The following is a 13,235-nucleotide window of genomic DNA, read 5'->3' as shown; positions in this document are numbered from 1 at the left end:
AATTTGCCCCTATTGCTCCCTATAACAAGGAATGCGCAGTGAAAAAACTTTTTAGTGCCTCAATCCTGGCCGCTGGCCTGGCCCTCGGCAGCATTGCCCATGCAGCCACCCCGCCGCCATTGCTAAACGTGTCCTACGATGTGATGCGCGATTTCTACAAGGACTACAATGCCGCGTTCCAGAAACACTGGGAAGCCGAGCATGGCACCAAGCTCAATGTGCAAATGTCCTTTGGCGGTTCGAGCAAACAGGCCCGATCAGTGATTGATGGCCTGCCGGCTGACGTGATCACCATGAACATGGCCACCGACATCAATGCCCTGGCGGATAATGGCCAGCTGGTTCCGCAAAACTGGGTGACCCGCCTGCCGGACAACAGCGCGCCTTTCACTTCGGCCACCGTGTTTATTGTGCGCAAAGGCAACCCCAAAGCCCTGAAAGACTGGCCGGACCTGCTCAAGGATGGCGTGCAAGTGATAGTGCCAAACCCGAAAACCTCGGGTAACGGCCGCTACACCTTCCTTTCGGCCTGGGGCTATGTTCTGAAGAACGGCGGCGATGAAACCAAGGCCAAGGAGTTCGTCGGCAAACTGTTCAAGCAGGCTCCTGTACTGGACACCGGCGGCCGTGCAGCCACCACCACCTTTATGACCAACCAGATCGGCGACGTGCTGGTGACCTTCGAAAACGAAGCGGAAATGATCGCCCGCGAGTTCGGTCGCGACCAGTTCGAAGTGATCTACCCGAGCGTGTCGGCCGAAGCCGAGCCGCCAGTGACCGTAGTCGACAAGGTGGTGGACAAAAAAGGCACCCGCGCAACGGCCGAAGAATATCTGAAGTACCTGTGGTCCCCTGAAGGTCAGGAAATCGCCGCCAAAAACTACCTGCGTCCACGGGACCAGGCAATCCTGGCCAAGTACAACGACCGCTTCCCGAAAGTCGATTTCCTGTCGGTTGAGAAAACCTTCGGCGACTGGCGCGACGTGCAGAAAAAGTACTTCAACGACGGTGGCGTGTTCGACCAGATCTACAACGGTCAATAACCCCCACCCACGAGCTGGTCTGCAGGAGCGAACTAGTCTGTAGGAGCGAGCTTGCTCGCGAGCTTTTTCAACGCCACAACGAAGAGCTCGCTCCTGCAGGTTGGTTGGCAACCACCTCAAGGCTGTACAAAAACACAGTAAAAACAGTTGCCCTTCAGCCATTCTCTGCCATGCTGTGCACCTTCTGTGCGGCATGATGAATGAGTGGAGCTATGCGGCTGTTTCTGTGCGAAAAACCTTCCCAGGCCAAAGATATTGCGGCCGTGCTCGGTGCCAGCCGACGCGGTGATGGCTGCTGGGTGGGCCCCGCTGTCACCGTCACCTGGTGCATCGGTCACTTGCTCGAAACCGCCCCGCCCGATGCCTACGACGAGCGCTACAAGCGCTGGGTGCTGGCCGATCTGCCGATCATTCCCGAAAAGTGGAAAATGCGCGTCAAGCCCAAGACCGCCAGCCAGTTCAAGGCCGTCAAACGCCTGCTCGGCGAAGCCAGCGAACTGGTGATCGCCACCGACGCCGATCGCGAAGGTGAAATGATCGCCCGTGAACTGGTCGAGCACTGCCGCTATCGCGGGCCGATCCAGCGCCTGTGGCTGTCAGCCCTGGATGACGCGTCTATTCGCAAGGCCCTGGCCGCCCTCAAGCCGGGCAGCGAAACCTTTAACCTCTATCACTCGGCCCTGGGCCGCTCGCGGGCCGACTGGCTGATCGGGATGAACATGAGCCGCCTGTTCACCCTCCTCGGGCGCCAGTCCGGCTATCAGGGCGTACTGCCGGTGGGCCGGGTACAAACCCCCACCCTGCGACTGGTGGTCGACCGCGATCGCAGCATCAGCGACTTCGTACCCGTGGCTTACTGGGCCATCGACGTGCAGCTCAAACACGACGGGCAGTTGTTCATCGCTCAGTGGCGGGCCGATCCCGACACCTGCGACGAACAGGATCGCTGCCTCAATCAGGCCCATGCCCAGCAGGCGGCCGACGCCATCAACAGCGCCGGCAGTGCCCGGGTGAGCAAATTGCGCACCGAACGCATGCGGGAAGTCGCGCCACTGCCATTCGACCTCGGCACCCTGCAAGAAGTGTGTTCGAAAAAGCTCGGCCTCGGCGCCCAGGAAACCCTCGACATCGCCCAGGCGCTGTACGAAACCTACAAGGTGGTCACCTACCCACGCAGTGACTGCGGTTACCTGCCGCAAAGCCAGCACAGCGAAGCAGCATCGATTCTGGCAGCCCTGCAGCAGGCCGACCCGAGCCTGGCACCGCTGGCCGGACACCTCGACCCGCAACGCCGCTCCCGGGCCTGGAACGACGCCAAAGTCAGTGCTCACCACGGCATCATTCCTACGGCAGCGGCGAAAAACCTGGAACGCCTGACGGGCAAACACCGTGCGGTGTATACCCTGATTCGCGCACGCTATCTGGCGCAATTCCTGCCCAACCACGAATACGATCGCACCCAGGCCGACTTCGATTGCGCCGGCCAGGCCCTGCGCGCCGTGGGCAAACAAATTGTCGAAGCCGGCTGGAAACGCGCCCTGCCCGAGGCCCTGGCTCCGGCCAGGGGTCGCGAAGCTGCGGCCCCGCAACCATTGCCGATTTTGCGCGAGGGTCTGGACTGCGCCATTGCCAACGTCCACCTCAAAGACCTGTGGACCCAGCCACCCAAGCCTTTCACCGAAGGCGACCTGATCAAGGCAATGAAAAACGTCGCCAAACTGGTGCAGGACCCGCTGTTGAAACAAAAGCTCAAGGACACCACCGGCATCGGCACCGAGGCCACCCGCGCCGGGATCATTCAGGGGCTGCTGGATCGTGGCTACCTGATCAAAAACGGCAAGGCCCTGGCCGCCACTGCGCCGGCCTTCAGCCTGATCGATGCGGTGCCCCGCGCCATCGCCGACCCCGGCACCACTGCCATCTGGGAACAAGCGCTGGACATGGTGCAAAGCGGTGAAATGACCCTGGAGACCTTCGTCGCCAAACAGGCGGCGTGGATGAGCAAACACATCGCCCGCTGCAGTGGCATGACCATGACCATCAGCGGCCCGGCCAGCCCGGCGGGCATGGCGCCGGCGTGGAAGAAAAAACGTAAGGCAGCGCCCGCCAGGGCAAAGCCAAAGCGGGCGGTGAAAGCTAAAAGCACTTGAGCCGGCGGCTGCCGGTCAAAGCGTCAGCGAGCCGTTGATGCAGGTCACTGCGGCACCGCCGACCCAGATATCGGCGCCGACTTTCTCAATCGATACCCGCCCTTCCCGGCCCATGGCCGTGCCCTGGCTGGCCACATAGCGCGACGGAGCAATACCCTCGCCAATCAACCATTGCGCCAGCCCGGCATTCAGGCTGCCGGTCACCGGATCTTCCGACATGCCGTCACCGGCAACGAAGGCACGGACTTCAAATTGCGCTTCAGTGCCGTCGCGCTCGGGGTTCCACGGGGCGACTACGCCGACCACCCGATTATGCAACTGTGAAAAGTCCGGCTTCAGCGCCAGCACCTGTTCGCGATCGCGCAGCAGCAACCCCAGCCAGCCGGGACCATTGTCGATCCAGCGGGCCTGCACCACCGCCCGGGTGTCGATCCCCAGGCCACGGCAGATGCGCTGCAGCAGGTCGTCATCCAGGGCTTCGTCGCGCAGCAGAGGCGGTGCAGTGAAAGCCAGCTGTCCATTCTGGCGACGAACCCGGATCAGGCCCACGGCGCATTCCTGGATGATTTCTTCACCCCGCGGCTTGCCACCTGCTTCCAGCCAGGCATGGCAACTGCCCAACGTCGGGTGCCCGGCAAAGGGCAGCTCCCTGAGGGTGGTGAAAATCCGCAGGCGGTAATCTGCTTCCGGGTTTTGCGGTTTGAGGACGAAAGTGGTTTCACTGAGGTTGGTCCAGCGCGCAAAGTCGGCCATTTGCTGATCGCTCAGACTGTCCGCGTTCAACACCACCGCCACCGGGTTGCCTTTGAGGGCAACCGTGCTGAAAACATCCACTTGTTTGAATTCAAATTGGCTCACTGCGACCTCCTGTTTTCGAATAAATCGCAGCCTACCATGGCCCCCGTACTGTAGGAGCGGGCTTGCCCGCGAGCTTTTACAACGCAGCAACAAAAAGCTCGCGAGCAAGCTCGCTCCTACAGGGTCAATGGCAAACCGGTATCATCGCTGCAGATTTAACTCAGGAGCACAGCATGACTGCACGTACCTTCCTCATCACTGGTGCCAGCAAAGGTATCGGTCGCGCCCTGGCAACCTGGCTGGCGCAAGCCGGGCATACCGTGGTGGGCATCGCCCGCAATGCCGATGACCCGAGCTTTCCCGGCACGCTGGTGGCGCTGGATCTGGCCGACCGCGAACGTAGCGCCCAGGTGCTCGGGGAACTCAGCGAACGCTTTGCGTTTGACGGGCTGGTGAATAACGTAGGGCTGGTTCGCCCTCAAGCACTGGGTGAGATCGATCTGGATGCGTTTGATGACGTAATGCGGGTCAACCTGCACTCGGCGCTGCAAGCCACCCAGGCTTTGCTGCCGGGGATGCAGGCACGGGGCTGGGGCCGGATTGTCAATATTTCCAGCCTGACGGTGCTGGGCATCGCTCAACGCACCGCCTATGCCGCGGCCAAAGCTGCACTGGTCAGCTTCACCCGTTCGTGGGCACTGGAGCTGGCGCAAAGCGGGATCACCGTGAACGCCGTGGCCCCGGGCCCTACCGAAACCGAACTGTTCCGTGCCAATAACCCGCCGGGTTCGGCAGGCGAAGCCCGCTATCTGGCCGGAGTGCCGATGGCACGTCTGGGACAACCCGAGGAAATTGCCTCGGCAATTGCCTTCCTGCTCTCGGAGAACAGCGGCTTCATCACCGGCCAGACCCTGTTTGTCGACGGCGGTGCCTCGGTAGGCAAGGCCGCGTTTTAATGCGCATGCGGGCAAGCGCACGGCACTTGCCCGCACCACGGAACGATTTACACCAGGTCGGTACCGTCACGTCTGGCCTTGCGCATATCGCGGTACACGCTGACGCACAGGGTGATCATCACGCCCGCCGCTATCACCGGCCAGATCATTACATAAAGGGTTAACGCGTAGCTGGACATGGGGAATCTCCTTGTTCAATTGCAGGTTTATCCGAGGTTTCGGGCACAGGGTTGTAGTGGAAGGCCACCACACGCTCATTGATGCAGTCGAAATCAAAGTTTTCGTTGGACAGCAAACTCACCAGTACACAGACCACGGTGCTGATGCCGTAGGCAGTGAGTGAACTGAGCAAAACCGGGTAGTCGCGCAAGAAGCCAAAGGCAAAGGGTGCAAGCACCAGAAACGCCAAGCCGCCCAAGGTGAATCCGACCTTGCGCCCGAAGAAACCAAAGGCCATCAAACCTATGACTACCCCGCCACCGACCGATGCAAAGAGTTCGAAGAACAGGGCCACCACTCCCTGCAGTTCCAGCAGTTCGAAGCGCGCCACCAGAAACATGACAAAACCGGCAATGGCCGCACTGGTGAAGGCGGCATTGGTGATGCGCCCCCAGTACAGGCTGGCGATTACCGGGAACACGATGGCTCCCCACAGTGCGCCGACAAAAATCAGCATGGTCAGGATGTCCAGCTTGAGACTGGCGAAAACCACCGCGAGCATCGTCGCCACCACCATGGTCATGCGCCCGACGAACAACATGGTTTTAGGATTGGGTTTGCCCTTGGCCATATTTTTGCCATAGACGTCGGTCATCACCAGTGCCGACAACGCCGACAGATCCGAATCGGCAGTGGACGACAGCGAGCCAATCACCATGATGAAAAACAGCCCGACCGCAAAAGGTGGCAAGTAGGTCGAGGCCATCTGCGGGATCAGGTTGTTAAGGTCGCCGTCCACCGGTTGCACACCGGCCAGCAAAGCCAGAAAACCCAGCATGCCAAGGCCGATCACGATCGAGGCATAGCCGATGGTAGCCGTGACAAAGGTCGATTTCATCAGGTCTTCACGCACCGCGAACAGCCGCTGGGCGATGGTCTGGTTACCAATGGCATACGCCAGCACCGCGACAAAATAGGGGGCGCCCTGCTCCAGAATCGCGGTTTTCGAGTAAAAACTCGCTTGTTCGGCAGAAATATTCGGCATGCCCCGGGCAAATAATTCCGGGCCGCCGAGCTGGAAGAAAATAATCGGAATAATCACCACGGCCGCGAAGATCATGGCGATCAACTGACCGAAATCCGTCAGCACCGAAGAGCGAAAACCCGACCAGATGGTGTAGCCCAGAATCCCGAAGCCTGCGATCAAGACCCCGTGGATAAAGCTCAAGGGCGAGAGTACCGCCACCAGCGCCCCGGCGGCGGTGAAGTTGACCATCAGGCTGATCATGCTCCCGACAATATTGGAGCCCGCCAGAATCATCTGGCTGGAGCGCCCGTGCCGGGCATGCATGATTTCCGCCAGGGTATGGGCCTTGGGTGCCAGCTCGCGAAAACGCCGGCCGAAGGGGTAGATAAACAGAATCATCAGCGCGCCCCAGAAGCCGTAATGCAGCGCCCCCGAAAGACCGAACTTGTAGCCTGAGCTGGCAGCGGCATAGAACGAGGCCGCCCAGATCCAGGTGGCGGTCATGCTGGCAGCCGCCATGCCGAAACCAATGGAATTATTGGAGACCATATAACCGTCGACGTTTTCGTCCTTGCGCCCGACGCGCAACGACACCAGAAAGGTCAGGCCATAGAAACAGAACAGAAGCAGCAACACGGTGGGGGTGGAAAGTTGAAACATTCCTTTCTCCTTTTTATGTGCGCCACAGTCGTCACAGTCGCAACGAAAGGCCGATAAAGGCAGGCGCAAAACAACCCGGGTTTCCTGACAGGCAGGCAGCGACGGACAGCGGTCCGCTGGGTTGTTTTCATGAAGGCTGACAAGGGACGGGACGCAAAGGGCGACCCAGGTCCAAAGGTAAAGCGTGCGCCAGCACGTTGAACCCTGTGCTTGCAGCAATGGCCGGCAAGAGCCGGAAGATGAGTCGGTATCCAAGGCACAAGGCCTGACACCGACAGCCGGGAATTATAACAGGCTTGGGGCGGGGATTGCCGGTTGCAGTCCCATAAACAAAAACGGCGACCCGAGGGCCGCCGTTACTACATCACTTGAACTGCCGGCTCAACCCCGGCGGAACACCGCTGGTGTCGGTCTCTTCCCACGGGCCATTGGGGCTGACTGCCCGGCTCCAGCCATTGTCCCAACGGTAGTAGGCACGCTGGCGATAGAAGATGTTGGTCTGGTCATCCAGCACATAGACCCCCATGCGCGCATCCCAATGGCTCGGGCCACCGGGTGGCGGCGCGAAGGTGGCCGAGGTCCGCGGCAGCGGCTTGGGCGGCTTGGGGATGGGCATGTCCGGCAACGGCTGACCCGAAGGCTGCGGCGCCGGTTGCGGAGCGGGCGTCGATGGCGCCGAGGGTTCATAGGGCTGATGAACCGCACAGGCACTGAGGCCTAAAACCAGACTGAGCACAGTGATGCGTACAAGGACGGCCATGGATAATTCTCTTGTCATTGATTGCCCTGCAGGAGCGAGCTTTTCGTTGCCGCTTTGAAAAAGCTCGCTCCTGGGGGTTCCCGGTTATTTGTCCGGACTGTCGATGGTCAGCTGTTGCAGCTGCGTGGTGCTGCTGGACAGCGGTTTGCCCCGCCCTATCCACTCGCCGGCTGTTGGCTGGCCGGCGCGGGAGATGCGTGCCATGAGTTGGACTTCAGGAAAGTTGGACAGTTTCAATTGCGGCATCATTGCGTCGACATCACCCAGTTCAACGGTGATCGGCAGGTCGGCCACGGTCACGCGCTTGACCGCCAGGGGTGCCGGCGGGCCTGAGACTGCACGGGCGAAGATGAAGACGCTGTCACCCGGCAGGACCTGGGCCTTGACTGCATCAGCCAGATCGACACTGACCTTGATCGAAGCCCGGGCCTTGGCCGCAGGGGCCTCTTCGACTTTGCCACCACTGGCCAGCAACTGCTGACGAGCACGTTCGATGCCGCCTTCCAGCGCTTCACGGGACTTGTCACCCTGGGGCAGTTCGTTGAGCAGCCGCTGCCAATAGGTGATGGCTTCCTGATAACGCTTGCCTTCAAAGGCGGCGATACCCAGCAGACCGAGGCTGGTGACTTCTTTCGGATCGGCCTTCAGGGCTTCATCGGTCAGCGCCTGGGTCTTGTCGCTCCACTGTTTGTCATCGGCAAAGTACTGCGCCTGGGCCCATTGCCCCAACAACTCCGGCTGACGGCCGGCCAGGGCCACGGTGCGCTCAAACACTTTGGCGGCGTCGGCCGGGCGGTTTTGCGCCATATAGGCACGCCCCAGGAAATACAGGCCTTCGGCCGAGTCCGGCTGCGCTGCCGCAGCACGCTCCAGGCGCGCGACCATCTCTTCAAGGGATTGCGGCGGTTGCGAGAATTCGCGGGTCAGCTCGACTTTATCGCTGGAGCCATAGTGCAGGTACAGGCCCAGACCCAATACCGGAACCATGATCGCTGCCAGCAGTGGCAAGGCTTTGCCCAGGCTGGAAACCCGCGCCGGGGCCACGCCTTCAGTGTCTGCCAGCAATTCCCGGGCGGCTTCGGCACGCCCGGCTTCCAGCTGCCCGGCGTTCAATACGCCCTCTTCAAGCTGCTGCTGCAATTCAGCCAGACGCTCCTGATACAACGCTACGTTGAGCGCGGTACGGTCTTCTTCACGCTGGGCACGACGCCCGCGCAGTACCGGAATCAATAAAAAACTGAGGGCAATGAGTAGCAGCAAGCCTGCTGCGAGCCAGAAATCAATCATCTTTGGTTTTATCCAGCAAAGTGTCGAGGCGCTGACGCTCTTCGACAGAAAGTGTGTCCGAGCCTGCAGCCTGCGGGGCTCGACGACGGCGACCGACAATCACCCCGATCAGCACCAGGCCACCGAGCAGCAAGGCGAACGGGCCAAACCAGAGCACTGCGGTCTTGCTGGTCAGGGCCGGCTTGTAGAGCACGAAATCACCGTAGCGCGCGACCATGAAGTCGAGGATTTGCTGGTTGTCCTTGCCCTCGCCCAGCATGCGGTAGATCTCGCGCCGCAGGTCGGTGGCGATCGGTGCATTGGAATCGGCAATGTCCTGATTCTGACACTTGGGGCAACGCAGTTCCTGGGTCAGCTCGCGAAAACGCGCGCGTTCGGCATCATTGGCAAACTCATAGGTGTCGATGGCCCCCTGGGCCACGCCGCTCAGGGCCAGGCCCAGGGCAGCTGCCGCTAACCAGCGCTTCATGGCTTGGCCTCGTCAACCAGCGCCTGATAGCGGCTGGCCAGTTGTTCGCGCCAAACGGTTTCATCGATCACACCGACAAACTTGTGGCGAATGATGCCCTTGCTGTCGATCAGGAAGGTCTCGGGCGCACCGTACACCCCGAGGTTCAGGCCCAGCGAGCCGTCTGCATCGTTGATGTCCAGCTGGTAGGGATTGTGAAAGTCCTTGAGCCATTTTTTGGCGTCGGCATTCACGTCCTTGTAGTTGACGCCGTAAATCACCACACCCTGCTCGGCCAGTTTGGTCAGCACCGGGTGCTCGACCCGGCACGAAATGCACCAGGTGGCCCACACGTTGACCAGCGCCGGCTTGCCCTTGAGGTCGGCCTCGGTCAGGGTCTTGTCACCCTCGACCGCTGGCAGGCTGAAGGCCGGGAACGGTTTGTCGATCATTGCCGAGGGCAATTCGGTGGGGTCCAGGTACAGGCCTCTGTAGAGAAACCACGCCATGCCCAGAAATACGGCCAGCGGAACCAGCATCAACCAGCGCTTCATACGGTGGCTCCTGTCATGCCCAATGCTTCACGCACGCGGCTTTTAACCTTGACCCGATAACGCCGGTCCATCGCTGCCAGCAAACCGCCAAAGCCTGTGAGCAGGCCGCCGAACCAGATCCAGCGCACGAACGGTTTGACATGCACCCGTACGGCCCAGGCACCGTTATCCAGCGGTTCACCCAGTGCTACATAGAGGTCACGGGTAAAGCCGGCATCGATCCCGGCTTCGGTCATCATCGAGTTCTGCACCGTGTACAAACGTTTTTCCGGGTGCAGCACGCTGACTTCCTTGCCGTTACGGATCACCCGTACCGTGCCTTTGTCCGATGTGAAGTTGGGGCCCTGGTAATGCTTGGCACCTTCAAAAATGAAGTGATAACCACCCAGTTCCATGGACTCGCCCGGCGCCAGACGCAAGTCGCGCTCGGCACTGTTCTGGCTCGACAACACCACGCCCAGCGCGCAGACCGCAATCCCCAGGTGGGCGATCTGCATGCCCCAGTAGCTGCGGGTCAGGCTGCGCATGCCTTTGATCAGGCCTTTGTGACGGGTTTTGTCGCCAATGTCGCGCACCCCGGCCAGCAACACCCAGGCCGCCAGCATAAAGGTGGTGATCACCGCCCAGTTGAAGTCGCCATAGGCTACGCCGGCAATCGCCGCCAGCGCCGCACTGCCCAGCAGAACCGGGGTCAGCATGCTCAGCAGCCATTTGACCGGAGTGTCTTTCCAGCGCACCAGCATGCCGACGGCCATTACCACCATCAGCAAGCCCATCAGTGGAATGAACATGGCGTTGAAGTACGGCGGGCCGACCGACATCTTGGCGCCACTGATGGCATCCAGAATCAGCGGATACAAGGTGCCCAGCAGAATCATCGAAGCGGCCACCACCAGCACCAGGTTGTTGCCCAGCAGCAAGGTTTCGCGGGACCACAGCTTGAAGCTGACGTGGCTCTTGACCACCGGTGCACGCAACGCAAACAGGGTCAGCGAACCGCCTACGACAAACAGCAGGAAAATCAGGATGAACACCCCGCGCTCGGGGTCGGAGGCAAACGCGTGGACCGACGTCAGCACGCCGGAACGCACCAGGAAGGTCCCCAGCAGGCTCAACGAAAAGGCGGCAATCGCCAGCAACACGGTCCAGCTTTTGAACACTCCGCGTTTTTCGGTCACGGCCAGCGAGTGAATCAGCGCAGTGCCCACCAGCCATGGCATGAACGAGGCGTTTTCTACCGGGTCCCAGAACCACCAGCCGCCCCAGCCAAGCTCGTAATACGCCCACCACGAACCCAGGGTGATACCGATACCGAGAAAGGCCCAGGCAACGATGGTCCACGGACGCGACCAGCGGGCCCAGGCAGCATCCAGCCGACCGCCGAGCAAGGCGGCAATGGCGAAGGCAAAGGCCACCGAGAAACCGACATAGCCCATGTACAGCATCGGCGGGTGAACGATCAGACCGATGTCCTGCAGCAGCGGGTTAAGGTCATTGCCGTTTGCAGGAATTTGCGGAAGCAGACGTACGAACGGATTCGAAGTCATGATCAGAAACAGCAGGAAGCCGATACTGATCATGCCCATGATCGCCAGCACCCGGGCCAGCATCACTTGCGGCAACTGGCGCGAGAAGATCGACACGGCGAAGGTCCAGCCCCCCAGAATCATCGCCCACAACAGCAGCGAACCTTCGTGGGCGCCCCACACGGCGCTGAACTTGTAGTACCAGGGCAGCGCGCTGTTGGAGTTGCTCGCCACGTACGCCACCGAGAAATCATCACTCATAAAGGCGTAGGTCAGGCAACCGAACGAAAACAGCAGGAAGGCAAACTGGCCCCAGGCGGCAGGTTGCGCCAGGCTCATCCACAACTTGTCGCCGCGCCAGGCACCCAGCAGCGGCACGATGGCCTGCACGATGGCAAAGCACAGGGCCAGAATCATGGCCAGCTGGCCCAATTCAGGAACAAACAGTCCAAACGTCATTACTTAACCCTCTTTAGCCGGTACAGGCGCGGACTGGCCACTTTCATTCAACGCTTTGGTCACTTCGGGCGGCATGTATTTTTCGTCGTGCTTGGCCAGCACTTCATCAGCCACCACCACACCCTGGGCGTTGAGCTTGCCCAGCGCGACGATGCCCTGCCCCTCACGGAACAGATCCGGGAGGATGCCGCGATAAGCGATGGTTACGGACTTGTTGAAATCGGTGACCACGAACTGCACGTCCAGCGAGTCGCCAGAGCGTTTCAGCGAACCGGCTTGCACCATGCCGCCGGCACGAATGCGGGTGTCCAGCGGGGCTTCGCCATTGGCGATCTGGGTCGGGGTGTAGAACAGGTTGATGTTCTGCTGCAGGGCACTCAAGGCCAGGGCAACGGCAATGCCTACCCCCACCAGAATTGCCAGGATGATGATCAAACGTTTTTTGCGCAGCGGATTCACTTCGAGTTCTCCCGGCGCAAACGACGCGCCTCTTGTTGCAGATAACGCCGGCGCGCCACAATCGGCAGCGCTACGTTCAACCCCAGCACTGCCAGGCAAATGCCATAGGCCGACCAGACATATACCGCGTGATGGCCCATGGCGATAAAGTCGCCGAAAGACGCAAAGCTCATCGTCCACCCTCCAGCGCTTTCAATACCAGGGCCTTGACCCAGCTACTGCGGGCCTCGCGTTTGAGTACTTCGAGGCGCATGCGCAACAACAGCACGGCGCCAAAGAAGCAATAAAAACCCAGCACCGTCAGCAGCAATGGCAACCACATTTCCATCGGCATGGCCGGTTTTTCGGTCAGGGTGAAGGTCGCGCCCTGATGCAGGGTGTTCCACCACTCGACCGAGTATTTGATGATCGGGATATTGATCACGCCGACAATCGCCAATACCGCGCAGGCCTTGGCCGCGCTGTCGCGATTGGTGATGGCATTGCCCAGGGCAATGAGGCCGAAGTACAGAAACAGCAGGATCAGCATCGAGGTCAGGCGAGCATCCCACACCCACCACGAGCCCCAGGTCGGCTTGCCCCAGATCGCACCGGTGAGCAGCGCCACGGCGGTCATCCAGGCACCGATGGGCGCTGCGCACTGCAGGGCCACGTCGGCGATTTTCATCTTCCAGACCAGGCCAACCACGCCGCACACCGCCAGCATCACATAACAGGACTGGGCCAGCATCGCCGCCGGCACATGGATATAAATGATCCGGAAGCTATTGCCCTGCTGGTAGTCGGGCGGCGCAAATGCCAGGCCCCAGACTACCCCGCAGGTAATCAGCAGCGCTGCCGCAATGCTTAACCAGGGCAGCAGACGCCCGCTGATGGCATAGAACCATTTGGGCGAGCCGAGTTTGTGAAACCAAGTCCAGTTCATCACGCTGTTTCCATCACGGTGCTT

The 13,235-nt window shown here is 60.6% G+C and carries 14 protein-coding genes; 3 read left to right on the top strand and 11 right to left on the bottom strand.

Annotation, left to right across the window (positions count from 1 at the left end):
- Positions 1-38: 38 nt before the first annotated feature.
- Entirely contained in the window at positions 39-1,043 is a 1,005-nt protein-coding gene (locus EQV90_RS11160; protein ID WP_003441920.1) for a sulfate ABC transporter substrate-binding protein, read from the top strand.
- Between the two features lie 212 nt (positions 1,044-1,255).
- Positions 1,256-3,193 carry a DNA topoisomerase III gene (locus EQV90_RS11155; protein WP_003441919.1) on the top strand — a complete coding sequence of 646 codons (1,938 nt, stop codon included), beginning with the start codon at positions 1,256-1,258 and terminating at the stop codon, positions 3,191-3,193.
- 15 nt (positions 3,194-3,208) lie between these two features.
- Here the strand turns inward: EQV90_RS11155 and EQV90_RS11150 are convergent, their stop codons facing one another.
- Positions 3,209-4,051 carry a PhzF family phenazine biosynthesis protein gene (locus EQV90_RS11150; RefSeq protein ID WP_010656422.1) on the bottom strand — a complete coding sequence of 281 codons (843 nt, stop codon included), beginning with the start codon at positions 4,049-4,051 and terminating at the stop codon, positions 3,209-3,211.
- 173 nt (positions 4,052-4,224) lie between these two features.
- Between EQV90_RS11150 and EQV90_RS11145 the strand changes: the two genes are divergently transcribed.
- Positions 4,225-4,947, top strand: a complete 723-nt coding sequence (locus tag EQV90_RS11145; RefSeq protein WP_010656423.1) for an SDR family oxidoreductase — start codon at positions 4,225-4,227, stop codon at positions 4,945-4,947.
- A gap of 47 nt (positions 4,948-4,994) precedes the next feature.
- Here the strand turns inward: EQV90_RS11145 and EQV90_RS11140 are convergent, their stop codons facing one another.
- The 10 genes from EQV90_RS11140 to EQV90_RS11095 all read right to left on the bottom strand — a co-directional run bounded on the left by EQV90_RS11140 (position 4,995) and on the right by EQV90_RS11095 (position 13,214).
- Positions 4,995-5,126 carry a putative transporter small subunit gene (locus EQV90_RS11140; protein ID WP_003441916.1) on the bottom strand — a complete coding sequence of 44 codons (132 nt, stop codon included), beginning with the start codon at positions 5,124-5,126 and terminating at the stop codon, positions 4,995-4,997.
- A complete protein-coding gene (locus tag EQV90_RS11135) occupies positions 5,108-6,793 on the bottom strand; it encodes a sodium:solute symporter family protein (RefSeq protein ID WP_003441915.1) in 1,686 nt (561 codons plus the stop codon). The genes EQV90_RS11140 and EQV90_RS11135 overlap by 19 nt, the downstream gene beginning before the upstream one ends.
- Before the next feature lie 364 nt (positions 6,794-7,157).
- Positions 7,158-7,553, bottom strand: coding sequence for a hypothetical protein (locus tag EQV90_RS11130; protein ID WP_003441914.1), 396 nt, complete (start codon positions 7,551-7,553; stop codon positions 7,158-7,160).
- 84 nt (positions 7,554-7,637) lie between these two features.
- Positions 7,638-8,840 carry a c-type cytochrome biogenesis protein CcmI gene (gene ccmI, locus EQV90_RS11125; RefSeq protein ID WP_003441913.1) on the bottom strand — a complete coding sequence of 401 codons (1,203 nt, stop codon included), beginning with the start codon at positions 8,838-8,840 and terminating at the stop codon, positions 7,638-7,640.
- The gene (locus EQV90_RS11120; protein ID WP_003441910.1) at positions 8,833-9,309 is read right to left on the bottom strand and encodes a cytochrome c-type biogenesis protein; all 477 of its coding nucleotides are present in this window, start codon (positions 9,307-9,309) and stop codon (positions 8,833-8,835) included. Before EQV90_RS11120 ends, ccmI begins: the two co-directional genes overlap by 8 nt.
- On the bottom strand, positions 9,306-9,842 hold the full coding sequence (locus EQV90_RS11115) for a DsbE family thiol:disulfide interchange protein (RefSeq protein ID WP_003441908.1): 537 nt from the start codon (positions 9,840-9,842) through the stop codon (positions 9,306-9,308). The genes EQV90_RS11120 and EQV90_RS11115 overlap by 4 nt, the downstream gene beginning before the upstream one ends.
- On the bottom strand, positions 9,839-11,827 hold the full coding sequence (locus EQV90_RS11110) for a heme lyase CcmF/NrfE family subunit (RefSeq protein WP_003441907.1): 1,989 nt from the start codon (positions 11,825-11,827) through the stop codon (positions 9,839-9,841). The genes EQV90_RS11115 and EQV90_RS11110 overlap by 4 nt, the downstream gene beginning before the upstream one ends.
- A gap of 3 nt (positions 11,828-11,830) precedes the next feature.
- Positions 11,831-12,286, bottom strand: a complete 456-nt coding sequence (gene ccmE / locus EQV90_RS11105; RefSeq protein ID WP_003441905.1) for a cytochrome c maturation protein CcmE — start codon at positions 12,284-12,286, stop codon at positions 11,831-11,833.
- Positions 12,283-12,459, bottom strand: a complete 177-nt coding sequence (gene ccmD / locus EQV90_RS11100; RefSeq protein ID WP_003441903.1) for a heme exporter protein CcmD — start codon at positions 12,457-12,459, stop codon at positions 12,283-12,285. Before ccmD ends, ccmE begins: the two co-directional genes overlap by 4 nt.
- Positions 12,456-13,214 (bottom strand): heme ABC transporter permease, encoded by a 759-nt coding sequence (locus EQV90_RS11095; protein WP_177412974.1) that lies wholly within the window; start codon positions 13,212-13,214, stop codon positions 12,456-12,458. The genes ccmD and EQV90_RS11095 overlap by 4 nt, the downstream gene beginning before the upstream one ends.
- Between the last annotated feature and the right edge of the window lie 21 nt (positions 13,215-13,235).

This window comes from Pseudomonas sp. TMW22089 (assembly GCF_022496645.1).
GTDB lineage: Bacteria > Pseudomonadota > Gammaproteobacteria > Pseudomonadales > Pseudomonadaceae > Aquipseudomonas > Aquipseudomonas paraversuta.
This window is presented reverse-complemented; position numbering and strand designations above follow the sequence as displayed.